At 66.1% G+C, this 23,895-nt stretch carries 19 protein-coding genes and 1 riboswitch; of the genes, 11 read left to right on the forward strand and 8 right to left on the reverse strand.

Translation table 11 applies throughout. The annotated features are described in order from the left end of the window. Window positions 1-36 precede the first annotated feature (36 nt). Window positions 37-2,976, reverse strand: coding sequence for an excinuclease ABC subunit UvrA (gene uvrA, locus VO57_014280; GenBank protein ID XBL69284.1), 2,940 nt, complete (start codon window positions 2,974-2,976; stop codon window positions 37-39). 183 nt (window positions 2,977-3,159) lie between these two features. After that, window positions 3,160-4,770: a hypothetical protein gene (locus VO57_014285; GenBank protein XBL69285.1), complete on the reverse strand. Its 1,611-nt coding sequence runs from the start codon at window positions 4,768-4,770 to the stop codon at window positions 3,160-3,162. Between the two features lie 138 nt (window positions 4,771-4,908). Between VO57_014285 and VO57_014290 the strand changes: the two genes are divergently transcribed. Further along, complete coding sequence (locus VO57_014290) at window positions 4,909-5,511, forward strand: SDR family oxidoreductase (GenBank protein ID XBL69286.1); 603 nt, start codon at window positions 4,909-4,911, stop codon at window positions 5,509-5,511. Between the two features lie 31 nt (window positions 5,512-5,542). Beyond that, entirely contained in the window at window positions 5,543-6,079 is a 537-nt protein-coding gene (gene thpR, locus VO57_014295) for an RNA 2',3'-cyclic phosphodiesterase (protein XBL69287.1), read from the forward strand. A gap of 4 nt (window positions 6,080-6,083) precedes the next feature. On the opposite strand, the gene VO57_014300 is transcribed toward thpR, so the two are convergent. Beyond that, window positions 6,084-7,070 (reverse strand): hypothetical protein, encoded by a 987-nt coding sequence (locus tag VO57_014300; protein XBL69288.1) that lies wholly within the window; start codon window positions 7,068-7,070, stop codon window positions 6,084-6,086. 204 nt (window positions 7,071-7,274) lie between these two features. Here VO57_014300 and VO57_014305 point away from each other — a divergent pair, with 204 nt between their 5' ends. The 3 genes from VO57_014305 (at window position 7,275) to VO57_014315 (ending at window position 11,033) form a co-directional block, all read left to right on the forward strand. After that, a complete protein-coding gene (locus VO57_014305) occupies window positions 7,275-8,036 on the forward strand; it encodes a lysozyme (GenBank protein XBL69289.1) in 762 nt (253 codons plus the stop codon). A gap of 106 nt (window positions 8,037-8,142) precedes the next feature. Continuing rightward, window positions 8,143-8,670: a hypothetical protein gene (locus VO57_014310; GenBank protein ID XBL69290.1), complete on the forward strand. Its 528-nt coding sequence runs from the start codon at window positions 8,143-8,145 to the stop codon at window positions 8,668-8,670. 89 nt (window positions 8,671-8,759) lie between these two features. Beyond that, on the forward strand, window positions 8,760-11,033 hold the full coding sequence (locus VO57_014315) for a M3 family metallopeptidase (protein ID XBL69291.1): 2,274 nt from the start codon (window positions 8,760-8,762) through the stop codon (window positions 11,031-11,033). A 113-nt stretch (window positions 11,034-11,146) separates the two neighbouring features. On the opposite strand, the gene VO57_014320 is transcribed toward VO57_014315, so the two are convergent. The 5 genes from VO57_014320 to VO57_014340 form a co-directional block, all read right to left on the reverse strand. After that, window positions 11,147-11,869, reverse strand: a complete 723-nt coding sequence (locus VO57_014320) for a hypothetical protein (GenBank protein XBL69292.1) — start codon at window positions 11,867-11,869, stop codon at window positions 11,147-11,149. A gap of 29 nt (window positions 11,870-11,898) precedes the next feature. After that, window positions 11,899-12,639 carry an ABC transporter ATP-binding protein gene (locus VO57_014325; protein ID XBL69293.1) on the reverse strand — a complete coding sequence of 247 codons (741 nt, stop codon included), beginning with the start codon at window positions 12,637-12,639 and terminating at the stop codon, window positions 11,899-11,901. Between the two features lie 11 nt (window positions 12,640-12,650). Then, the gene (locus tag VO57_014330; GenBank protein ID XBL69294.1) at window positions 12,651-13,616 is read right to left on the reverse strand and encodes an iron ABC transporter permease; all 966 of its coding nucleotides are present in this window, start codon (window positions 13,614-13,616) and stop codon (window positions 12,651-12,653) included. Further along, a complete protein-coding gene (locus tag VO57_014335; GenBank protein XBL69295.1) occupies window positions 13,613-14,368 on the reverse strand; it encodes an ABC transporter substrate-binding protein in 756 nt (251 codons plus the stop codon). The genes VO57_014330 and VO57_014335 overlap by 4 nt, the downstream gene beginning before the upstream one ends. 86 nt (window positions 14,369-14,454) lie before the next feature. Beyond that, window positions 14,455-16,407 (reverse strand): TonB-dependent receptor, encoded by a 1,953-nt coding sequence (locus VO57_014340; protein XBL69296.1) that lies wholly within the window; start codon window positions 16,405-16,407, stop codon window positions 14,455-14,457. A 98-nt stretch (window positions 16,408-16,505) separates the two neighbouring features. Then, window positions 16,506-16,708: riboswitch (cobalamin riboswitch) on the reverse strand. 284 nt (window positions 16,709-16,992) lie between these two features. Between VO57_014340 and VO57_014345 the strand changes: the two genes are divergently transcribed. The 6 genes from VO57_014345 to sucD all read left to right on the forward strand — a co-directional run bounded on the left by VO57_014345 (window position 16,993) and on the right by sucD (window position 23,779). After that, the gene (locus tag VO57_014345) at window positions 16,993-18,045 is read left to right on the forward strand and encodes a cell wall hydrolase (protein XBL69297.1); all 1,053 of its coding nucleotides are present in this window, start codon (window positions 16,993-16,995) and stop codon (window positions 18,043-18,045) included. Window positions 18,046-18,239: 194 nt separating this feature from the next. Then, on the forward strand, window positions 18,240-18,491 hold the full coding sequence (locus VO57_014350; GenBank protein ID XBL69298.1) for a hypothetical protein: 252 nt from the start codon (window positions 18,240-18,242) through the stop codon (window positions 18,489-18,491). Between the two features lie 108 nt (window positions 18,492-18,599). Further along, a complete protein-coding gene (locus VO57_014355) occupies window positions 18,600-19,529 on the forward strand; it encodes a Coq4 family protein (protein ID XBL69299.1) in 930 nt (309 codons plus the stop codon). Between the two features lie 240 nt (window positions 19,530-19,769). Next, window positions 19,770-21,608 carry an EAL domain-containing protein gene (locus tag VO57_014360; GenBank protein ID XBL69300.1) on the forward strand — a complete coding sequence of 613 codons (1,839 nt, stop codon included), beginning with the start codon at window positions 19,770-19,772 and terminating at the stop codon, window positions 21,606-21,608. A gap of 208 nt (window positions 21,609-21,816) precedes the next feature. Next, on the forward strand, window positions 21,817-22,791 hold the full coding sequence (gene mdh, locus VO57_014365) for a malate dehydrogenase (GenBank protein XBL69301.1): 975 nt from the start codon (window positions 21,817-21,819) through the stop codon (window positions 22,789-22,791). Between the two features lie 97 nt (window positions 22,792-22,888). After that, on the forward strand, window positions 22,889-23,779 hold the full coding sequence (sucD, locus tag VO57_014370) for a succinate--CoA ligase subunit alpha (GenBank protein ID XBL69302.1): 891 nt from the start codon (window positions 22,889-22,891) through the stop codon (window positions 23,777-23,779). Window positions 23,780-23,895: the final 116 nt, after the last annotated feature.

Here is a 23,895-nt window from a genome sequence, read left to right on the forward strand (position 1 = left end):
CGCCTTCTGATACGCAGCCAGACGCTCCTAAATCAACTACTGAGCCAGCTCGTTCACCCGCTCCAACATCGGCTTCAGATAGCTACCCGTATAGCTCCCGCTCACCTGCGCGACCTCCTCAGGCGTACCCTCCGCAACGATCTCCCCACCCCGCACACCCCCATCCGGCCCGAGGTCCAGCACCCAGTCCGCGGTTTTGATCACATCGAGGTTGTGCTCGATCACCACCACGGAGTTGCCCTGGTCGACCAGCCGGTGCAGCACTTCCAATAGCTTGCGCACATCCTCGAAATGCAGCCCGGTGGTCGGCTCGTCGAGGATATAGAGTGTCTGCCCCGTGCTGCGCTTGCTCAGCTCCTTGGCCAGCTTCACCCGCTGCGCCTCGCCGCCCGAAAGCGTGGTCGCCTGCTGGCCGACCTTGATATAGCCCAGCCCCACCTCGTTCAGCATCGCCATCTTGTCGCGGATCGGGGGGACCGCCTTGAAGAAGTTTTCCGCATCCTCGATCGTCATGTCGAGCACGTCGGCGATCGAGTGGCCCTTGAACTTCACCTCCAGCGTTTCGCGGTTGTAGCGCTTGCCGCCGCATTCCTCGCAGGTGACGTAGACGTCGGGCAGGAAGTGCATCTCGATCTTGATCAGGCCGTCGCCCTGGCACGCCTCGCACCGGCCGCCCTTGACGTTGAAGCTGAAGCGGCCGGGCTTGTACCCGCGCGCCTGGCTTTCGGGCAGGCCGGCGAACCAGTCGCGGATCTGGGTGAAGGCGCCGGTATAGGTCGCGGGGTTGGAGCGCGGGGTGCGGCCGATCGGCGACTGGTCGATCTCGATCACCTTGTCGCAATATTGCAGGCCGGTGACCTTGTCGTGCGCGCCGGCAATCACCCGCGCGCCGTTCAGCTCGCGCGCGGCGGCGGCGTAGAGCGTGTCGATGGTGAAGCTCGACTTGCCCGAGCCGGAGACGCCGGTGATGCAGGTGAAGGTGCCCAGCGGCAGCGACGCGGTGACGTTGTTGAGGTTGTTGGCGCGCGCGCCGTGGACGGTCAGCTTGTGCTTGTTGCCCTTGCGGCGCGTGGCCGGGACTTCGATTTCGCGCGTGCCGTTGAGGTACGCCGCGGTGAGCGACTTCTTGGACTTGAGCACCTGCTTGAGCGTACCCTCGGCCACGATCTCGCCCCCGTGCACGCCCGCGCCCGGGCCGAGGTCGACCACGTAATCGGCGGTGCGGATCGCGTCTTCATCGTGCTCGACCACAATCACCGTGTTGCCGAGGTCTCTGAGACGTTTCAGCGTTTCGAGCAGCCGGTCGTTGTCGCGCTGGTGCAGGCCGATGCTCGGCTCGTCGAGCACGTAGAGCACGCCGCTCAGCCCGCTGCCGATCTGGCTGGCGAGGCGGATGCGCTGGCTCTCGCCGCCCGACAGCGTGCCCGACTTGCGATCGAGGTTGAGGTAGTCGAGGCCCACGTTGTCGAGGAAGCCCAGCCGCTCGTTGATTTCCTTCAGGATCGCGCGGGCGATCTGCTGCTGCTGGTCGGTCAGGCGTTCGGGCAGGTTCTCGAACCACACCTTCGCATCGCCCACGCTCATCTGCGACGGGGTGGCGATGTCGATCGCGTCCTCGCCGGAGCCGGGCGTCCCGCCGATCTTCACCGCCAGCGCCTTCTCGTTCAGCCGCTTGCCGCCGCAGGTCTCGCACGGCTGCGCGGTCTGGAACTTGCTCAGCTCGTCGCGCATCCACGCGCTCTCGGTCTGCAGCAGGCGGCGGTTGAGGTTGCCGATCACGCCCTCGAACGGCTTGTTGACCGTGTACTGCTTGCGGCCGTCCTTGAAGGTCAGGGGCACGCGCTTGCCCTTGGTGCCGTAGAGGATGACGTCCTGGTTGTCCGCACCCAGATCCTGCCACGGCGTGGTCAGGTCGAAGCCGAACTCCTTCGCCAGGCTGGCGAGCACCTGCATGTAATAGGGCGACGGCGGATTGCTCTTCGCCCACGGCATGATCGCGCCCTGCTTGAGCGTCAGCGCCTCGTTCGGCACGACCAGCTGCGGGTCGAACAGCTGCTTCTCGCCGATCCCGTCGCACGTCGCGCAGGCACCCTGCGGCGCGTTGAAGGAGAACAGCCGTGGCTCGATCTCCTCGATCGTGAAGCCGCTGACCGGGCAGGCGAACTTCTCGGAGAACACGATCCGGTTGGCGGGCACGCCTGCGCCCTTGAGGTTGCCCTCGCCCGTATCCTCACCCTCGCGCCCCGGCACCACGCCATCGGCGAGGTCCACATAGGCCAGCCCCTCGGCCAGCCGCAGCGCGGTTTCGAAGGAGTCCGCCAGGCGCGTTTCCAGCCCTTCCTTCACCGCGAGGCGATCGACCACCACCTCGATGTCGTGCTTGAACTTCTTGTCGAGCGCGGGCGCGTCCTCGATCGGGTAGATCTCCCCATCGATCCGCACGCGGGTGAAGCCCGCCTTCTGCCACTCGGCCAGTTCCTTGCGGTATTCGCCCTTGCGCCCGCGCACCACCGGCGCGAGCAGATAGGCGCGCGTGCCCTCGGGCAAAGCCATCACCCGGTCGACCATATTGGAAACGGTCTGCGCCTCGATCGGCAGGCCGGTCGCGGGCGAGTATGGCACGCCCACCCGCGCCCACAGCAGCCGCATGTAGTCGTAGATCTCGGTCACGGTCGCCACGGTCGAGCGCGGGTTCTTGCTCGTCGTCTTCTGCTCGATCGAGATCGCTGGGCTCAGCCCCTCGATATGCTCGACATCGGGCTTCTGCATCATCTCGAGGAACTGGCGCGCATAGGCGGAGAGGCTCTCGACATAGCGCCGCTGGCCTTCCGCATAGATCGTATCGAAGGCGAGCGAACTCTTCCCCGAGCCCGAGAGCCCGGTGATGACGATCAGGGAATCCCTCGGCAGGTCGATATCGACGCCCTTGAGGTTATGCTCGCGCGCACCGCGCACGGAGATTTTGGTAAGTGCCATAGGGCGCGTGTTCCGCTTGTGTTCTTATCTGTCAAGGATGCCGGGTGGCCTATCCGCAGTGAAGCGAGCGACCGGCATGGGCGGTTCCGCCCTGTTGCGGAGAATGTGGTGCGGCGGGGCTGGATTTGAAGACGCAAGCTCTGCGTCAGTTCAGAGGATCGTGTGAGATGGCCGTGACCGTTTTCAAACGAAAAACCTGAGCATGTGCGCCGCGAAGTCTGTCAGCATCGGCAGGACTGCCTGAAACTGCGGGTGAGCTGACACCGACAACGCAAGCGCGATCTGCGATTCCATTTGCAGCGAGAGCCCGGCGACATTCGCTCTATACCGATCCTTGACCGACCAATTCTCCGGCGAGGCTCCTGTCGCATTGTCGGGCACCTCGAGCTCGGGGCCACCATAAGCGATTTCCATGCCGATCCGGATGACCGCATCGAAGTATCTTCGCGCGGTTGCGTCGGTCACGCCCTGATCGCGCAGCGCCTCCGCCAATTCCTGGAAGCGTTTGACATCCTCTATCAGGGGATGCGTCGCCGCCATTTCCTTGTTCGGTTCGATCTGCGCGCGCGCTCTAGCTTGATCGGCCTCCTCTGGCACTCGACCGAACAGCCGATCATTCGCCTCGAGGAATGTGGCAAAGGTATCGTCGAGACCCTTGGCCCAAGAATCGTGACCGTCGTAACGATGGAGCTTTCGAACGACACCCGCCGCCGGGTCCAAAGTGTCCGATGGAGGGTTTGCCTTTTCTCTTTCGAGAACGACTGCGTAGGTATTGAGCGCGGCTTTCAGGGCCCGCGGTGCATTATCTTCGAGCCCGTCGGCCAGCAATCGAGCAAGATCGACGAGCTGGTTGGCGAGCGAGACTGTAGGTTTTCCCGCTCCGAGACCGAAATCCTTGTTCGCGCGGATCGTGATCTTGCCATCGACTACTGCGGCTTGCGGGTCGGCGGTGCGCTCGAGAATGTCCCGAACTTCGGATTCCGACAGGCTTCCGCCTCCGGTATAGCCGCCAAGCTCCTCGACCTTGGCAGCTATCTCGCGGTTGATCTCGGCGGGCTCGCGTTTCCACCAGACGTCGTCCTGATCGATGAGGTAGCGGTAGAAGGCATTATCGGCCTCATCGTCGAACCCGGAAAAGGCCGACTTTCCCTCGATCCGCCTCTCGTACCATTCGGCCCAGATCGCAAAACCGTCATTCGAGCGACGCAGCCAGTTGCGGCCTCGCTCCCAACTCTCGACAAACCATGCGGGCGCATCGGGCCAGACATGCAATGTCAGCAGCCGGTCAGACGACACCTCTCCGTCCGCCAGTAACTCGCAGTCACGAGCGATCATAGACCAGATGACGGTGTCGGCGTAGGCCGCAGCAGCGGCGTCGGAAGCGGCGTAGGCGGTAGCGGCGGCGGCGGCGGCGGAAGTGGGGCCGGCGGAGGTGTTGGCGATGGCGGCGTAGGAGGTAGCGGCGACGGCGGCGGCGGCGCTGGCGGCGTCACGGGCAGCAACGCTGTAGGCGGCTTGGCGGGCGGCAGTGTAGGCGGCGTCAGCGGCAGCGGCAGCGGCGGCTAATCTGTGATAGGCTGGCATTTTGCGATCACCCGATGATACGGTTGTCGCTCGCAAGCAGACCAGAACCAAATCGCGACGATCTTCCTCTTTTGGTGAAAATTCGGCATCAAGCACAACCGGCAGCACGCGCAGCACGGTGCGCAGAGCGATCGCTTGCGCCCACTCGCGGGGCTTGTCTTCCAGCCAAGCCTCAAGCTCTTGCTGTGATGTGATGGTCAGATCGGCCACATCGTCCCCTCCTTGATCACAATCCCCCGCGTCGCACACCAGGTCAAGCACACAACTACCCGCGCGCCGTTCCTCTCCCGGAACATCCCCGCGCCGCAACCGCTAGTCCTCCGAACCGATATTCGAAGGACCACACCCATGAAAGTACTCGTCTCCGGCGCGACCGGTCACACTGGCAAGCGCCTCGTCCCCCAGCTCATCGAAGCGGGCCATTCGCCCATCGCGCTCGTTCGCGACGGTTCCGACACCTCGACGCTCCCCGCCGGATGCGACACGCGCAACGGCGATCTGACCGATCTGCCGCAAGATGTGTGTGAGGGCATCGACGCGGTGATCTTTGCCGCAGGCTCGGGCAGCAAGACCGGGCCGGACATGACCGACAAGGTCGACCGCGACGGCGCCAAGGCGCTGGTCGACCGGGCCAAGGCGGCGGGCGTGAAGCGCTTCGTGATGCTGAGCGCACGCGGCGTGGACGATCCCGATCCGGACTCGGACCTCTATCACTACGCGCTCGCCAAGAAGGCGGCGGACGATCACCTGATCGCCTCGGGCGTGCCCTACGCGATCATCCGCCCCGGCGCGCTGACGCACGACGACGGCCAGCGCGACATTCGTCTGGGCGACGATGTCGAGGGCGACGGGACCACCGCGCGCGGCGATCTCGCCGCGGTGCTGGTGCGCGCGGTGGATGATGCTGCGCTTGAAAACCGCGTCGTGCCGATGGAATCGCACGGCATTTGACGAAACGGGCGGCGGAGAGGACAGGAGCGCCATGCACCGCCTCTTCGTCGCCCTTCGTCCGCCAGAGGCCATCCGCGATCCGCTGATCGACACCATGGAGGGCGTCGAGGGCGCGCGGTGGCAGGCAGACGAGCAGCTGCATCTGACGCTGCGTTTCGTCGGCGAGGTCGACCGGGCGCAGGCGAACGATTTGGTCAGCGCGCTGGAGACGGTGCGCGCGCCGCGCTTTGCCTTGGACCTGCGCAGCGTCGGTACTTTCGAGCGCAAGGGCCGGGTCGGCTCGCTGTGGGCCGGGGTCGAAGAAAGCGAGCCGCTGAACATTCTCCAGCGCCGGGTCGAGCGTGCGTGCCGCGCCGCCGGGCTGGAGCCGGTGAAGCGCAAGTTCGTGCCGCATGTGACCATCGCGCGGGTCAATGCCTCGACCGGGCCGATCGGCGGGTGGCTGGCCCAGCATGCCCGGCTCGCGCTGCCGGCATGGCAGGTCGAAACGTTTCATCTTTATGAGAGCCGGCTGGATGCAGGCGGCGCGCATTACGAGCCGGTCGTCGCGTTCCCCCTGACGGATTAGCGCATCAGAACAGCGTCTGCTTCACCGGGACCGTCAGCCCCACTTGCTGCGCGATCATGCCGATCCATTCGCCGACCTTGGCGATCTCGTCCTCCACCACCGCGCTGTGGGTGGCGGCGCGGTCGCGGGTCGATTTCTCGGTGAAATCGGCTCCGGTCTTGGCGTCGCGGGCGAAGACGGGGCCTTGCGCGATTTCCTTCGCTCTGGCGGGGTCGATCGCGACCCCGGTGAAGCTGCCGATCGCCGCCAGCGTCTCTGCCCGCGCGCCATCGAAGCGGTCGCCGTCGAGCACACGGACCCGATCGCCATATTGCCGCGCGATCGCATCGAGATAGCGCTGATTGAGGAACCACGCGAGACCGGCGGCCTGCAGGTCGGTCATCAGGAATTGCTCGCGCCCGTCCATCCCCAGATCGAGCGGCGCATAGCCCATCATTTCAAGATAGAGCTGGCGCCCCCAGCGCCGCCCCATCATCCCCTTGCGGATCACCGCCGCAAGGAAGCTGGGCAGCGGGTTGGTCATGAAGATCGCGCGCGCCTGCGGTGCAGCGTTCATCAGTGCGGGGACCAGCCGGTTGGCATGGTTGGTGGGCTTGACGAACACCGCCTCGCCCTCACCCCACGTTCGCGCGAGCAGCTGCGTCACCGGGGCGACCAGCGGCTCGCCCGCCTGCCCTGCATTGACGAGGCTGGCGATAATCCCTGGCTCGCTTAGCCCGGCGGACACGCCCGGTATGTCGAGCGCGCGGACCAGCAGGGTGGATCGGCAGAAGGCGGTGTGGAAGATGAAGTGCAGCGGTCCTGTTGCTGGCGAGAGGCGTTGCACCTCGGCCAGCGGGAGCGCGCGCGTTTCCCCGGTGCGATCGGCGAGAAAGCCGGTATCGGCCAGCGCGGCGCGCTCAACCCGCAGAAACTCCATCGTGCCCGCGACGGGATCGATCCGGTGGGGCAGCCAGTGCGGGTCTGCGGCGAGAGTTTTGGCATCGGACATGCCCAGCCGGTAGCCCAGCGCGGCAGCCTTCGCAAAGGGCGCAAATCGGTCGCCAACCGCTCCGAAACGTTAACGAGGCCCGACGAGTTGCGGACCTATCCTACGCCTCGCCCGTTGAGAGAGTAAGATAACAGGAGGAAACCGCATGATCGCCCGCGAGGCGACAGCAAGCAGCAGGGGCGCAGATGCCGTGGGAGGCCGGGGATGACCGGGCCTGTCACCATTCGCGACCACTCGGGGCCGAATATCGCGCGCAAGAAGCGCGGGGCCCGGGCGAAGCTGCGTGCCATGCATTCAGGCGACAGCACCCCGCGCAGCTCAAAGTTGCGCAGGCGGCTCAAACGTGCCCCGTGGGCGCTCGCCGCGGTATCCGTCGCCGCCGGATCGCTGGGAAGCTGCGCCCCGGGCCAGACCTCGGACGATGTGCGCGGCTGGTCGTATCAGACCAATCTCAAGACCAATCCAAACTTCACCCGCGTGAACGCGGCCCTGCTCGCCACCAGCGAGCGGATGCGCAAGGCGTTAGCGCAGGAAGAAGGGATGCGGCTGACCGTCTATCGCGATGTCGCGGGCTATCCCACGGTGGGCATCGGCCATCTGGTGCGCCCCGAAGACGGGCTGAAGGTGGGCGACAGGATCACTCGCGAGCAGGCGATGGCGTTCCTTGCGCAGGACCTCAAAACCGCCGAGCAGGCGGTGGTCGATGTGGTCGGCGATCTGAAGCTGTATCAGCACGAATTCGATGCGCTGGTCGATCTGGCGTATAATGTGGGCGAAGGAACGCTTTCCGAAAGCGAGAGCCCCGATCTCAACCGGGCGATTGCCCTAGCGGACTATACAGGCATTGCCGAAGAACTTGATTACCGTTTCGCCGGCGGTCGGATCGCGGGCGGGCTCGTCCATCGATCCGAACGACGCGCGCAAATTTTCCTTGAGGCCAATTATGCGGATGTGCGCCCCGGCTAGGGTCCCACTGCCTGCCGGGCTCGGCGGCGCAGTTGCCGCCTGCGCGCTTTCCGCCTGCTCACCTGCCGCAGACCCCGCGCAGGGGCCTGCCGCGCGCGAGGGGGGAGTGGATACGCCGCTCCCTGCGCCGCAGGCGGCATCCGAAACTCAGACCGACAATTGCCTGCTGCTGGTGTGGCAGGATCAGGAGACGCGCGACGAGCGCTTCGATCTTGAGCACGACTCGGCCGAGGGCGGTGCAATCTCATGCTCCACCGGGACCACCGCAAGCCAGTTTGAACAGGTTCTGCGCGAAATCCGCGCGGCCGCGCAGGCGGACGACAAGGCGGCGATCCTGCAGGAGATCGGATTGCCGCTGCTCTACATCGACGACGAGGGCAATCGCCGCGAGTTGACCGATCCAGCAGACGTCGATGCGCGCTTTTCCGAGGTGTTCGACCAGGACGTACTCGCCCTCCTGCGCCGGATCGACCTCGACGGGCTGACCGTAGTGCCCGATCAGGGTGCCTTCCTGGAACTGGGATCGATCTGGCTGGTGGTCGATCGCAAAGGAGGCCGACCAAGAATCGTTACAATCAACAAGCAGGCGCTGGGCGAAGCGGGTTCTGCCAAGCCTGCGCAAGCACCGGATTAGAGCATCGAGCCTCGGCAAGCCGCTGTTCAAGAAGGCTCTGCTAGGCCATAGCCAACCCAGTTTTCACCGTAACAACGGAGCGAATTTACATGCGTATTCTTCTCGCCACTGCTGCAACCCTTGCCCTTGCGGGCGGTTATCACGGGACGGCACAGGCCCAGACCAGCGAAGGCGACACCATGACCCAGGGCGAAGCGGAAGCCGAGAGCATCGAGAACTATTTCGCGCAGGAAAGCACCCTGCCGTTCAAGGCGCCCGACTTCACCAAGATCGCCGAAGAAGACTACATGCCCGCGTTCGAACAGGGTATGGCGATCCAGAAGGCCGAAGTGCAGGCGATCATCGACAATCCCGAGCCGCCGACCTTCGCCAACACGATCGTCGCGCTGGAAAAGTCGGGCCGGATGCTGGGCCGTGTGGGCGCGGTCTTCTTCCACCTGACCGGCACCAACACCACCGACGCTCTGGACGAGATCAATACCGAGATCAGCCCCGTCCTCGCCGCGCATTCGGACTCGATCACGCTGAACCCCAAGCTCTTCGCCCGGGTCAAGGCGGTGTACGACAACCGCGCCGCGATGAGCATGACGCCCGAAGACGCCAAGCTGCTGGAGGACACGTACGAAGGCATGGTCCACGCAGGCGCGATGCTGACCGATGCCGAGCGTGAGCGGGTGAAGGAAATCAACACCGAGCTTTCGACCGTCACCACCGAATTCGCGCAGACCGCGCGCGCCGCGATGGCAGACCAGCCGGTGTTCTTCGACACGCGGCAAGAGCTGGCCGGCCTGTCCGAAGCGGACATTTCCGCCGCTGCCGATCTGGCCGAGGAAGCGGGCCAGCCGGGCAAGTTCGCGATCGCGCTGCAGAACACCACGCAGCAGCCGCTGCTGCCGAGCATGGAAAACCGCGCCGCCCGCGAGAAGCTGTTCATGGCCAGCTACCATCGCGCCGACGGCACGACTGACATCGACACGCGCGAACTGGTCGCCAAGATCGTGGAGCTGCGCGCCGAAAAGGCCGCTCTGTTCGGCAAGCCCGACTGGGCGAGCTACACCATGTACGACCGGATGGTCGAAAGCCCGCAGGCCGCGCTCGACTTCATGGGCCAGATGGTCCCCGCGCTGGCCGAAACCCAGCGCCGCGAAGCGGGCGTGCTGAACGAGAAGATCGCCGAGGATGGCGGCGATTTCGAAGTCCAGCCGTGGGACTGGTATCGCTATTCCAACCAGATCAAGGCCGAACGCTACCAGGTCGATGACGACAAGGTGATGCAGTACTTCCAGCTCGACAAGGTGCTGGAAGACGGCGTGTTCTACGCCGCCAACAAGCTGTACGGCCTGACCTTCGAAAAGCGCGACGATCTGCCGACCTACCATCCCGACGTGTGGGTCTACACCGTGAAGGACCGCGACGGCTCGGATCTGGGCCTGTTCTATTTCGACCCGTTCCAGCGCCCTTCCAAGCGCGGCGGTGCGTGGATGAGCAACTTCGTCGACCAGTCCGACCTGTGGAATGAAAAGCCCGTCATCTACAACGTGCTCAACATTCCCAAGGCCCCTGCGGGCGAGCCGCAGCTGGTCAGCTTCGACTGGGTCGAGACCGCGTTCCACGAATTCGGCCACGCGCTGCACGGCTTCTTCGCCGACCAGACGTACCCGAGCCTGTCGGGCACCGCGACCGCGCGCGACTTCGTCGAATACCCGAGCCAGGTCAACGAGATGTGGGCGACCTACCCCGAAGTGCTTCAGCACTATGCCAAGCACTACAAGACCGGCGAGACGATCCCGACCGAGCTGGTCGACAAGATCAAGGCATCGTCCAAGTTCAACCAGGGCTACGACTTCGGCGAAGTGCTCGAAGCCGCACTGCTCGACATGAAGTGGCACGCGCTCTCGAAGGACGAAGCGGCTGCGATCGATACGCCTGAAAAGGTGACGGCCTATGCCGATCGCTCGCTGTCCGAACTGGGGCTGGAAGTCGCTCTGGTGCCGCCGCGCTACCGCACGACCTACTTCAACCACATCTTCTCCGGCCCGACCGGCTATTCGGCAGGCTATTACAGCTATCTGTGGACCCAGATGCTCGACCGCGACAGCCGTGCGTGGTTCCTGCAGAACGGCGGCCTGACGCGCGAGAACGGCGATCACTATCGCGAGACCGTGCTCAGCCAGGGTGGGACGCAGGATTACGGCGAAATGTACCGCAACTTCGCGGGCCGCGACCCGGACGTGAAGTACATGCTGATCGCGCTGGGCCTGGCCGAGGAAGAGCCAGGCACGCCCGAGCAGACTGCGGAAGGCACTTCGGACGGCAAGCTGCCTGCCAAGACCTTGGATGGCGACGCGCCGATCGCGAACTGATCGCACAACCCGATACTGGGGAAGGCGGGGACGGCATTGCGCTGCCCCCGCCTTTTTCATGCTTTCCCCGCCAGACCGGCGATCGCGTGCCGCACCGCCGGCAGCCTTCTGCGCTAATCGGTCTTGTAGACCGCTGCACGCACCTGCAGGGCCGCCAGTGCTGCGGCCAGCCCTGCACCCTGCAGCGGCTGGGGCGAGGGTTCGCTCGGGCCGATCTCGCACGGCTGTTTGTCCTTCATCACCGCGATGCACATCTGCGGCGTACCGCGCCCGGACGCAGCCAGCTTGCGCGCGATGTCGCGCGCCTGTTCGGTGTTGCGGATGGTGATCGCGCCGTTCTTCAGCGCGAAGGCGGCGACGTCTTCCCAGTAGCCCAGCTCCCACAGATCGCGCAGCTCGCTGCCAGTGGGGCCGCCCGAGCGCTTCAAGCCCTGGAGCGCGCGGTCGGCGAGATGCCAGGCCTGGACATAGGCATAGGCCCGATCGGTCCGGTACGCCTCGGCGTTGGGCACATCGGGATAGCGCTCCACCAGCAGGTCCAGATCGGCGAGCTGGCCCAGCTTGTCGCCCGCGCCATAGCGGGCATTGGCGCGGAAATTGAGCACCCGCGCGCGCTGGATATCGGTCAGCCCCGGATCGGCGAGGATCTTCTCATAGGCCGCGATATGCCACGGCTCGTTGCTCCATTTGGCCATCGCCCTCAACTGGCTGTTGAGATCGGCATCCTCACGGGCGAGCGCAGGCGTGATGGCGGTGGCCGCCAGGACCGTGGCAAGAAGCAGGCGCAGCATCGAAGCATCCTCGTCGATTGTCGGCGAGAGATCATAAACCGCCATCGCCGCGGACACTCAAATGACAAATCCCGTCATGCGTCTCCGGCGGCGAGCGACAGCACCTTTGCCCCCGGCTCGCCCAGCCAGTGCGCCTCCACCCCGAACACGGCACGCAGGTTCTCCGGCGAAAGCGCGTATTCCGGCGGACCCTCTGCATGGAGCATGCCGTCCTTCAGCAGCAGCACCCGATCCGCGAGATTGTGCGCCAGGCTGAGGCCGTGGACCACGACGACCACCGCGCGCCCATACTCGTGCGCCTGCGTCCGCAGGTGCTGGGCGAGCGAGGCCTGGTAGGCCAGGTCGAGCGAGGCGAAGGGTTCGTCGGCAAGGATACAGCGCGGCTCACCCGCCAGCACCCGCGCCAGCAGCGCCCGCGCGCGCTCCCCGCCCGACAGGGTCGAGACCGGGCGATCGGCCAGCGCCTCCAGCCCCATCGCCGCCAGTGCCGCGTCGACCGGCTCGCGCCGCGCATCGCCATGCGCCAGCCGCCCGAGCGAGACGAGATTGCGGGCGGACAGGTCCCACGCGATCTGCGGTTCCTGCGGCAGATAGCCGACCTCGCGCGCGCGCGCCTTGGGATGCAAGTCCCGCAGGCGCACGCCATCCATCAACGCCTCGCCCCCGGTCGGCTCCAGCACACCGGCGAGCAGCCGGATCAGGGTCGACTTGCCCGCGCCATTGGGCCCGCAGATCGCGGTGACGCGGCCCGCCGCGATCTTTGTGCAGACGCCGCGCAGCCGATCGTTCAGGGCCAGCTTGTGTGCTTCCAGCATCGCCGTCTCCATCAGGTCAGCCCCAGCGTTCCGCCGCGCCGGAGGCGCAGCAGCAGCCACAGGAAGAACGGTGCCCCGATCAGCGACAGGGCGATGCCCAGCCGCAACTCGCCGACCAGCGGGAGCATGCGCAGCACGCTATCCGCCACCAGCACCAGCAGCGCGCCGCCCAGCGCGCTCGGCACGATCAGCGAAGACGGGCGACGGTCGGTCAGCGGGCGCACGATATGCGGCACCATCAGGCCGACGAAACCGATGATCCCGGCGACCGCGACCCCGCTGCCGATGGTCAGCCCTACGCCCGCGACCAGCAGCATGAGCAGTTTTTCCATGTCCACCCCCATCGATCGCGCGGCATCCTCGCCCAAGGTCAGCGCGTCGAGCGCGGGCGCTGCACGGGCGAGTACTACGATCCCCGCAAGCGTCATCGGCGCTGCCAGCATTACGTCGGCCCAGCTGCGATCGGTCAGCGCGCCCATCAGCCAGGTGACGATTTCGCTCAACGCCCAGGGGTTGGGGGCAAGGCTGATGACAAGGCTGGTCAGCGCGCCCGCAAGGCTCGCGATCATCAACCCGGCGAGCGTGAACAGAGCGATACCGCCGCCGCGCCCGGCCAGCAGCGCGAGCAGCGCCATCGCCGCGCCCGCCCCCGCCAGCGAGAGGATCGGCAGCAGCCAGCCGCTCGCCGCGAGGCCGAAGGAAAAGCTCAGCACGGCGCCCAGCGCCGCGCCGGGAGCGATCCCGAACAGGCCGGGATCGGCCAGCGGATTGCGCAGATAGCCCTGCATCGCCGCACCCGCCGCGCCCAGCCCCGCACCAACCGTGACCGCGAGCAGGGCGCGCGGCAGGCGCAGTTCGGCGACGATCAGCATCGCACGCGATTCCTCGATCCCGAAAATCCAGGTCCGCCCCGCGACCAGCGACAGCGGAATGGCCAGCAGCAGGGCCGCCAGCAGGATCGCGCTGGCGCGGCTCATGCCGCCTCGTCCCGAATTTGCGCGAGCCGCCGGGCGGCGCGGATCAGGCTGGGGCCGCCGCAATAATAGAGTTGCGGATCGAATTCGGCGCTGCGCAGGCCGAGCTTGCGAAGCGCGGGATGGTGGAGCGCGCGCGACTGCTCCTCTCCACGCGGGCCTGCGTGCAGCAGCAGCTCGGGCGGGTCGACCAGCACCGCTTCCAGCGGCAGGCGGTCGCCCTGGCCCAGCCCCTGCGTGGCCGAGGCGGGGCGTAGCCCGACCCGGCGCATCAGATCGACCACCAGCGCGCCATCGCCGGGCACGATCCCGCCCGGCTGCCACAGGATCGTGGCTGGCCCCGCACGGCCATCGGGCGGAGCGGCAGCGGCTATCGCGGCCTCGATCTGCCCGACCAGCGCCTCGCCCGCCTGCGGCTCGCCGACCGCTTCGGCCAACTCGCGCACCTGTGCCAGATTGCCATCGACATCATTGGCCATGCCCAGCGTCACCACCGGAATGCCCAGATCGTCCAGCGCCTTGCGGGTCGCGAGCGGCAGGAAGCTGGAGGCGACGACCATATTGGCATGCGCGGCAAGGATGTCCTCCACCGACCCGCCATTGGCGGGCCAGCGCCGCGCCTGCGCCACCGGCATCGAGGCGGCAGAGGGATCGTGGCTGTAATGCGAGACGCCGACCAGCTTGTCCGGCGCGACCTTCGCAAGGATCGCGTCGGTACACGGGTTGAGGCTGACGATCCGCAGGCCCTTGCCCAACTCATGCCGAGCTGGCGCGGCTGCACACCCCGATAGCGAACAGGCCGCCAGCACACATGCGATGGCCAGCGCCCGCGCGCGCATGGTCACAGACCCACGCGCAGCCCGGCGAAGACCCCGCGCGGTGCCTGCGCATAGCCGGCTGCGGTCTGGTATTCCTCGTCGAACAGGTTTTCCGCCCGGGCGAAAATCTCGACCGGACGCTCACCCGCGATCTTGCCCAGCGGCATGGAGACGCGCAGGTCGAACACGGTGTAACCGTCGAGCACCACGGTATTGGCCGCGTTGTCGAACGCCTCGCCCACGATCCGCAGATCGCCGCCGATCACCGGCACGCCGACCCGATCGGGCAGCGGTGCCCAGTCGAACGACAAGGTGGCGGCATTGCTCGGCCGACGGGCGAGTTCATTGCCGAAATTGGCCGTGCCGGTGCTGCGATCCTCGGCCTCGGTGTAGGCATAGGCGGCACGCAGCGTGAGGCCGTTCACCGGCGTTGCCCCTGCTTCAACTTCGACCCCGCGCGCACGCGCCTGCGACACGTTGTCGTAGGTACCAAAGGGGCGATTGTCGCAGATCCCGGTCTGCACCGGGCAGCCGACGAAGGCGATCAGGTTCTCGCTGTCGCGCTGGAACGCCGTAACGCTCGCATAGAAGGGCGAGGTCCGGGTGCCATAGGCGATACCCAGATCGTAGCTGGTGCTTTCCTCGGGCTGAAGGATCGCGTTCCCATAATCCGAATAGAGCTGATAGAGCGACGGAGCCTTGAAGCCCTCGCCCACGCTTGCGCGCAGCCGCAGGTTGGGCACGATTTCGAAGGTCAGATCACCGCCGAAGCTGGTCGCGCCGCCGAAATCCTCATGCTCGTCCTGCCGCACGCCGACATGGCCTGCGAGGCCACCGAACTCGATCCCCGCCTGGACATAAGCGCCGAAGATGCTGGTGTCCGCGCTGCTGGTCGCCCCGTAGGAGGTGCTTTCATAGTCCGACCACAGGTTCTCCGCGCCGAAATTGACGATCAGCGGCCCGATCGGGCGCCATTCGCCGCGCAGTTCCAGCCGGTCGGAATGGCCGTCGCTCTCGAACGTCGCCGCCTGGCCCGGCCCGGGCAGGTTGTCGCGCGCGGTGTCGGAGAAGCTGTAGCCACCGCGCAGGAACAGCGCGCCGCCATCGTAGATCGCGCCGACATTGCCGGACAGCTGGCTGGTTTCCTGAACTTCGTCGGTATCGCCAAGGGTAAAGGACGGCGCGGGGAAGCCGTCGATGTCCAGCGTTCCTTCGGCATAGCGCAAGCTGCCGATCAGCTCGAACGTGCGGCTGATATAGGCGCGCGCGCGGCCATTGACCGCGAACTGACGGAAACCGTCGGGCTCGGTGCCATTGGCTGCGGCGGAGAAGCCATCGGTGGTCAGATAGCTCGCCGAACCGCCGATGAAGCCGGCATCGCCCGCAAGCCCGCCCTCGATGCTGGAGGCCACCGTGCTGCGTGAGCCTGCCTCGACCGAGCCACCCAGCCCGCTGCGCTCCACGGTGGAGGCGACGAGCACCCCGGCGAGCGCATCTGCGCCCCAGATCACGCTGTTCGCGCCGCGCAGCAGCTCTACCTTGGCGAGGTTCGAACTGGTCAGCGTGCCGAAGTCGAACGCGCCTGCGGGCGAGGCGGTGTCGGCCACGCGCACCCCGTCGATCAGCACCAGCAGCTGGTCGTTCGAGGCACCGCGCACGGAAACGCCGGTGGTCGCACCCAGCCCGCCGGTGCGGTTTACGGTGACGCCGGGCACGCGGCGCAGCACGCGGGTCAGATCGGGGCCCTGGATCTGCGCGATCTCCTGCGCGCCGATCACGGTCACGGGCTGACCGGTGTCCTCTACCTCGCTGGGGTTGCCGGTAACGGTGATGGTGATCGCGTCTTCGTCGATCTCGAACGCGTCGGAGGCCAGAACCATCTCATCGGCACCCGCATCTGCATCCGACGCGTCCTGCGCATAGGCAGGCGCGGTCAGACCCAGGATCGAGCCACCAAGAAACAGAAATGTACGCATAATTTCTCCATCACAAGCAGTGCTGTCGCTCATGACGGAAGGCGCGGGCCAGAATTGCCTGCGCCTTTCCTCCGCTTCCCCGGTGCACCCCGCCCGTGGTCGAACGACGCATCGCGGGCAGGTCTCCTGGCTCCCGGATCAGCACGGTTCCGCCCACCTTCCCGTGCCGCGACAAGCTGGGCACAGTGGCAATTCGGGCGGTCCGCTACCCGGTCACAGTTGCGGGGGCAGCTGGAGCTTTCGACTCCATTCCCTCTTAGGTGGCAGCGGCTCCGGGCAAGCCGGATCCGCAACCACACCTGCGATACTGGCGCGCGCATAGGACCATCACCTGCGGCGCGCAACCTCGCGTGCCCGACAGGGGTTTCGATGAAGGGCCATGTTAACCGTGATCCTTCACGCCTTTCTGCGATGTGTCCCGTATGTATACGCTGCGGTCAGCGCCGGGCGCGCCCCTATCCCTTCTCGCCTAAGCTGACCGCACCACCCCCGTCTGTTTTCTGCCGAAAGCCCCCTTTGCCGCCACCCCGCCATCAGGCCCACCGCCGCGCTTCGCACCGGGACATCCCCGGAAAGCGCGCGCCAGTGCGCCGCAAGGCGTGGCACGGAATCGCGGTACTGACCGGCGCGATCGCGCTGCCTGCGATGGCTGCGCATGCCGAATGGCGGTTGCCCGAGGTTGCGCCCGAGGCGAGCGCCATCGTGGCCAGCAATCAGGTCGAGCCGCTGCCGTTCGAACGGGCGGGCGCGACCTTCCCCGGCTCGGCGCTCTATTTCCTCGCCGATCCGCCCGCCGCGGCAAGCACGGTGAACGTGCCCGTCGAAAGCAGCACCGGGGTCAACCCGATTGCTGCATGGAACGGCGACCCCGATGCCGCAATCGCGATCGAGACCGCAGGGCCCGCAGCGCGCAGCTTCGTCAGCCGGGGTACGGGAATCGACAAGGCGCGCGCGCTCGATTGCCTCGCCAAGGCGGTCTATTACGAGGCCGCGAGCGAAAGCGAGGGCGGCCAGCGCGCGGTCGCGCAGGTCGTGCTCAACCGGGTCGCCCATCCCGCCTATCCCGATACGGTGTGCGGCGTGGTCTATCAGGGATCGCAGCGGCGCACCGGGTGCCAGTTTACCTTTACCTGCGACGGATCGCTGGGGCGAAAGCCATCCGCGACCTACTGGGCGCGCGCGCTCTCCGTGGCGCGGCGCGCGCTCTCGGGCGAAGTCTATGCGCCCGTCGGCCTCGCCACGCATTACCACACCACCTGGGTGAATCCGTACTGGGCACCCAGCCTTGCGCATATCGGCACGATCGGCGCGCACCGCTTCTACCGCTGGCCCGGCGCAGCAAGCCGACCGGCGGCGTTCAGCGATGTCTATCGCGGCGGCGAACCGCTTCCCCAGCCCGCGATCGCGGCCCGTTCCGCCGACCCCGCGCCGGACCCGGTCGCCATTGCCCGGCAATATGAAGTCGCGGACCGCACCGCCACGACCCCGGGCCTGAATGGCGAGAATACGCGGCAGGCAGAGATCGCCCAGCCGCGCAGCCAGCCCGTCCGCCAGCAGCCCACCGAAGCGCAGGAGGGATCCGGCAGCGTGCGGCCCGAATACGCCAATAGCGGGCGCTGGATCGGCCAGCCGAACTGAGCCCCACGCGGGTGCCGCCCCTGCATGCAGCATCTGGTTAAGTACCTGGAAACCCTGCTTATCCGCGAAAGCTAAACGCGCCGCCACGTACCCCGGGCGTATTCCCCCAACCACGCAGGATTTCATCACGAATGAGTCGCGGCCTCGCCCCTACCCGCCCCTCCTTCCGCATATGCCAGGCCGGTTCCGCCCCCTTGCGGATACCCGAGGCGGCCAACGACAACCTGCGCCCCGGGCGTCAGCCACAAAGCGAGGCAGAAATCCGCGCGGCGCTGGGTCATTTCGCCCAGCACCACCTCAACGCGGCGCAGGACGCGTATGCGCGGGCCGAAGCCGCGCTTGCCGCCGGGGATCGGGAGGAATTCGCGTTCTGGGCCAATATCTGCCGCGCGCTCGACCGGCGGCTGGCGGCCACCTTGTCCGACGTCTGGGGGCTTCCCGGCTGATCGTCGCGTCGATCGCCGGCTTTCCTGATACGCCACGCGGTCGCTGGACCGATAACATTTGTTAACGCGTTTGACACAAAATTAACCATGCTAGACAATCAGGGCGTCATGGCTTCCTCTGGCACCGCCCTTGATCCCGCTGCGCAGGCGGCACCGCCCGAAGACGGCGGCGATGCGCGTTCTTTCATGCTGCATGAGGGTAGCGACAGCGGAAGCGTGCCGGGCGACGACGTGCTGGTGCGCGAGATCGGCGGACGGGTGGACATCCGCCCGGTCATCCATCCCGACCGCAAGCCGCCGCAGCGCAATGTCGGCAAGGCGTGGTATCACTTCAAACGCTACATCAAGGACAAGGAACAGACCAACGAGGTCGTCGCCGTGTTCGACAACCTGCCCTGGCGCGAGTTGCACGATGAGGCCGCGGCCTTCCTGCAAACCGATCGTGGACGCGAGATCTATCGGGCCGAGCCGTATCTGCCCACCTTTCTCGACGATCACGAGGCTCTGCGGTGCACACCGAAGGGCAGCTTCGCCCACGCCTATTGCGACTTCATGGAACGCGAGGGGCTGACCGCCGCCGGAATGGTCGAAGCCACAAAGGCGCGCGAGGACGCCAATTATTTCGACGACGGGGTCAACTGGTACATCGAGCGTCTGCGCGATTTCCACGACATCCTGCATATCGTGACCGGCTACGGGCGCGACATTCTGGGTGAGCAGTGCATCTTCGCCTACATGTATCACCAGCGGCCCAGCCCCGGGCATCTCTATCTCGCGTGGATCGGCGCACTGATGGTCCGGACCCAGGCGCTGCGTTCGCGCGCGCCGATCATCGGCGCGCTGCGCGAGGCACGGCGCAATGGCAAAGGCTGCCCGAGGATCGTCGAGCAACCGATCCAGGAGCTTTTCGCGCTGCCGCTCGAAGAAGTCAGGGCGCGGTTCAACACGCCGGCGCCGCACGTCTATCATAAGGTGATGGACATCTTCCGCGAGGAAGGAATCGATCCGCACGCCTTCCTCGCCAAGCAGGAAGACTAGCGGCCGTTCCCGCTCGCCCGGTGTCCCGATGCGTCTGCAAGGGGGTAGCGAATTGGGCAGATAGCGTCCCGAGACCCAAATCTTAACCGCTTGATCACCATTCTCCCTCTACCGTTCCTGCGGAACCACGGGAAAATTCTCATTTTTGGGTCAGGCAAAATTTTCAAAGGCGCGAAGCCGACTAGTGTGATCGACCAGAGGCTCCGACGGACCCTGGTGGACTCGCTCTACTCCAATCCGATGAGCCTTCTGATCGGCGCACTGTGCGGCGTGCTGGTGTGTGCCTACACCGCCTACGTCTCCGACGACGAGGCGCTGCAGATCGTCGCCTGGGTCCTGGCCGGCGTCGCGCTCACGCGGGTCGCTGTGATGGTCGCGGTCCGCAACGTCCTGCGCGCCAAGAGCAGCACGCTGGAACTGCTGTTCGAATTCGGGGCCTTCGCCTACGCCGGATCGGTCAGCCTGATGGCCGCGCTGGCGATCCTCCACAATGTCAGCGTCGAGGCGCAGATGGTGCTGGTGGTCTACGCCGTCGGCTACGCCACCGCGATCGCGCCGCGCAACGCCGGGCGTCCGTTCATCGCCATCGGCCAGCTGCTCGCGGTCATGGCCCCGCTGACCGGAGCCCTGCTGCTAAGCGATGCGCTGCTGGTGCGTGTGCTGGGTGTCGTCGCGCTGCTGCACATCCCCTCGACCGTGTCGATCACCATCAACGTCTACCGCTCGCTGCGCACTTCGATCGCGGAGGCCGAGACGAATGAGCGGCTGGCCCGCAAGATGGAGGTGCTGGCGCATACCGACATCGTCACCGGCCTGCACAACCGCGCCGGGCTCAACGATGTGCTCGCCGCGCAGGTCCGCCATGGCGGTCCGGATCAGCGGATCGCGCTGTTCTGGCTCGACCTCGACCGGTTCAAGGAAGTGAACGACCTGCTCGGCCATCAGATCGGCGACCGGGTGCTGTCCGAGATCGCGCGTCGCCTGCGCGACAGCCTGCCCGTGGATGCGGGGATCGCGCGCTTCGGCGGCGACGAATTCGTGTTCTTCTGCCAGATCGACGATCGCGCCCAGTGCGAGCGGCTCGCGAACCGCGTGCTCGACCAGATCACGCGCCCGATGCGCCTTGATGGAGAGCGGCTCGAGGTCTCCAGCTCGATCGGAATCGCGACGATGCCCGAGGACGGCGTCGATGCCGACCGGCTGATGCAGGCCGCCGACCTTGCGCTGTACCACGCCAAGCAGGACGGGCGCGGCAAGCTGCGCTTCTTCGACGCCGCGATGACCCGCGAGCTGGCCAACCGGCGCGAGATCGAGGCGGAATTGCGCCAGGCGATCCAGCGCGACGAATTGTCGCTGTTCTTCCAGCCGATCATCGATCTGCAGACCGGTCGCATTCGCTGTTTCGAAGCGCTGCTGCGCTGGTTCCATCCGACCAAGGGCGAGCTGCGCCCGGCCGAGTTCATCCCGGTGGCCGAGGAAACCGGCGTGATCGTGACGCTGGGCAACTGGATCACCCGCCAGGCCGCACTTGCCTGCGCGCAGTGGCCCGAAGACGTCAGCGTAGCGGTCAACCTCTCCCCGCTCCAGATCAAGGCGCCCGGTGCCGTGCTCGCGATCGAGCAGGCGCTGCGCGAGGCCAATCTCGACCCGCGGCGGCTGGAACTGGAGGTGACCGAGAGCCTGTTCATCGAAGACCACGAACAGACCGCCGCGTTTATCGACGAGCTGGCCGCCAAGGGCGTACGCTTCGCGCTCGACGATTTCGGCACCGGCTATTCCTCGCTCTCGTACATCCACAAATACCCGTTCTCCAAGATCAAGGTCGATCGCTGCTTCGTCTCCGGGGCGGACGTGGGCCCGCGCGCGCACGCGATCATCCGTGCAGTCGCCGCCATGGGCCGCGGGCTGGATATGGAGATCGTCGCCGAAGGGCTGGAGGAACAGTGCCAGGTCGAAACCGTTCGGGATGCAGGCTGTACGCTGGGCCAGGGCTATTTCTTCAGCCGCGCGGTGCCCGATTACCTCGCCGCGATGCTGCTCGCGCAGGATCGCGAGGACGACGGATTGCGCGCTGCGTAGAGCGCAAAACGCTCCTGCAAATCATTATCAAAAACGCTCGCCCCCTTGTCCTTTTTGCCGGTTGCAATCGCGCAAACCCGGGCCTACGTCCCTTCGCCAGAAGCAGGCTTTCGCGCGCAATCCCTCGGGGACGCCGAAGGGGCGTGAAAGTCTTGCACCAACGAACGGCAACCGCGGCGTCCCCGGCAAAAAGGACTGATACGCTCCCATGGCCACTCCCGCAGGACGCAAGAAGATCGCCCTCATCGGCTCCGGCATGATCGGAGGCACCCTCGCCCACCTCGCCGCGAAGAAGGAAATGGGCGACATCGTCCTGTTCGACATCGCCGAGGGCATGCCGCAGGGCAAGGCGCTGGACCTTAGCCAGTGCGGCCCGGTCGAAGGCTTCGACGCGAAGATCACCGGCACCAACGACTATGCCGACATCGCCGGCGCAGACGTCATCATCGTGACCGCCGGCGTGCCCCGCAAGCCAGGCATGAGCCGCGACGACCTGCTCGGCATCAACCTCAAGGTGATGAAGGCGGTCGGCGAAGGCATCAAGAACAACGCGCCCGACGCGTTCGTGATCTGCATCACCAACCCGCTCGATGCGATGGTCTGGGCGCTGCGCGAATTCTCCGGCCTGCCGCACAACAAGGTCGTCGGCATGGCGGGCGTACTCGATTCGGCACGTTTCGCGACCTTCCTCGCGTGGGAATTCGACGTTTCGGTGAAGGACGTGAACGCCTTCGTGCTCGGCGGCCACGGCGACACGATGGTGCCCGTCACCAGCTACACCACCATCAACGGCATTCCGGTCAACGACTTCGCCAAGATCAAGGGCGTCGACCAGGGCCGCATCGACGAAATCGTCGACCGCACGCGCAAGGGCGGCGGCGAAATCGTCGGCCTGCTCGGCAACGGCTCCGCCTACTACGCCCCCGCCACCAGCGCGATCGCGATGGCCGAAGCCTATCTGGGCGACCAGAAGCGCATCCTGCCCTGCGCCAGCTATGTCGAAGGCAAGTACGGTCTCGACGGCCTGTACGTTGGCGTCCCCACCGTGATCGGCGCGGGCGGCACCGAGGACGTGATCGAGATCGAGCTTTCGGACGAGGAAAAGAAGAACCTCAAGGTCAGTACCGACGCGGTCGAAGAGCTTCTCGAAGCCTGCAAGGGGCTGGACGAAAGCCTGAAGTAATCACCGTCACCCCGGCTTCGTCCGGGGTCGCGCACCAGCAGGTGCGGCAAACCGAGAGCGATCCCAGCTTGCGCCGGGATGACGAAAAGGACCCTACATGAGCATCCTCGTAAACAAAGATACCAAGGTCATCACCCAGGGGATGACCGGCAATACCGGCACCTTCCACACGCAGCAGGCGCTCGATTACGGCACGCAGATGGTTGCGGGCGTGACGCCGGGCAAAGGTGGTACCGACCATATCGGCCTGCCGCAGTTCAACACCGTCAAGGAAGCCAAGGAAGCCACCGGCGCGACCGCATCGTGCATCTACGTGCCGCCGCCCTTCGCCGCCGACGCGATCTGCGAAGCGATCGACGCGGAAATCGAGCTGATCGTGTGCATCACCGAAGGCATTCCTGTGCTCGACATGGTCCGCGCCAAGGCTGCGCTGGAAGGCTCCAAGTCGCGGCTCATCGGGCCGAACTGCCCGGGTGTTCTGACGCCGAACGAATGCAAGATCGGCATCATGCCCGGCTCCATCTTCAAGAAGGGCAGCGTGGGCGTCGTCAGCCGCTCGGGCACGCTGACCTATGAAGCCGTGCACCAGACCACCAATGCAGGCCTCGGCCAGACGACGGCTGTCGGCATCGGCGGCGATCCCGTAAACGGCACCAACTTCATCGACGTGCTCGACCTCTTCCTCGACGATCCGGAAACCGAGAGCATGATCATGATCGGTGAAATCGGCGGCAGCGCCGAGGAAGAAGCCGCCCAGTTCCTCGCGGAGCAGAAGAAGAAGGGCCGCTGGAAGCCGACCGTCGGCTTCATCGCGGGCCGCACGGCCCCTCCGGGCCGCCGCATGGGCCACGCCGGCGCGATCGTCTCGGGCGGCCAGGGCGGCGCGGAAGACAAGATCGCGGCGATGGAAGCCGCGGGCATCCGCGTGGCGCAGTCGCCCAGCGAACTGGGCACCACGCTGGCCGCGCTGCTCAAGGAAAAAGCCTGAGTCCCTAATGGTGTGCCCCGGCACGTGCCGGGGCCACCAACCACGCGGGGGGGACCTATATGCCGGGCAAAAGCTTCTATGATGGAAGCGTCCTCTTTCCCCGGAATGCATGAGTG

Source organism: Citromicrobium bathyomarinum (genome assembly GCA_001306305.2).
GTDB lineage: Bacteria > Pseudomonadota > Alphaproteobacteria > Sphingomonadales > Sphingomonadaceae > Alteriqipengyuania > Alteriqipengyuania bathyomarina.

Bases quoted from the DNA above. Each gene is read 5' to 3' on its own strand.
- uvrA (XBL69284.1), bottom strand. From the start codon at position 2,976: ATGGCACTTACCAAAATCTCCGTGCGCGGTGCGCGCGAGCATAACCTC.
- VO57_014290 (XBL69286.1), top strand. From the start codon at position 4,909: ATGAAAGTACTCGTCTCCGGCGCGACCGGTCACACTGGCAAGCGCCTC.
- thpR (XBL69287.1), top strand. From the start codon at position 5,543: ATGCACCGCCTCTTCGTCGCCCTTCGTCCGCCAGAGGCCATCCGCGAT.
- VO57_014300 (XBL69288.1), bottom strand. From the start codon at position 7,070: ATGTCCGATGCCAAAACTCTCGCCGCAGACCCGCACTGGCTGCCCCAC.
- VO57_014305 (XBL69289.1), top strand. From the start codon at position 7,275: ATGACCGGGCCTGTCACCATTCGCGACCACTCGGGGCCGAATATCGCG.
- VO57_014315 (XBL69291.1), top strand. From the start codon at position 8,760: ATGCGTATTCTTCTCGCCACTGCTGCAACCCTTGCCCTTGCGGGCGGT.
- VO57_014320 (XBL69292.1), bottom strand. From the start codon at position 11,869: ATGGCGGTTTATGATCTCTCGCCGACAATCGACGAGGATGCTTCGATG.
- VO57_014325 (XBL69293.1), bottom strand. From the start codon at position 12,639: ATGCTGGAAGCACACAAGCTGGCCCTGAACGATCGGCTGCGCGGCGTC.
- VO57_014330 (XBL69294.1), bottom strand. From the start codon at position 13,616: ATGAGCCGCGCCAGCGCGATCCTGCTGGCGGCCCTGCTGCTGGCCATT.
- VO57_014340 (XBL69296.1), bottom strand. From the start codon at position 16,407: ATGCGTACATTTCTGTTTCTTGGTGGCTCGATCCTGGGTCTGACCGCG.
- VO57_014355 (XBL69299.1), top strand. From the start codon at position 18,600: ATGGCTTCCTCTGGCACCGCCCTTGATCCCGCTGCGCAGGCGGCACCG.
- VO57_014360 (XBL69300.1), top strand. From the start codon at position 19,770: ATGAGCCTTCTGATCGGCGCACTGTGCGGCGTGCTGGTGTGTGCCTAC.
- mdh (XBL69301.1), top strand. From the start codon at position 21,817: ATGGCCACTCCCGCAGGACGCAAGAAGATCGCCCTCATCGGCTCCGGC.
- sucD (XBL69302.1), top strand. From the start codon at position 22,889: ATGAGCATCCTCGTAAACAAAGATACCAAGGTCATCACCCAGGGGATG.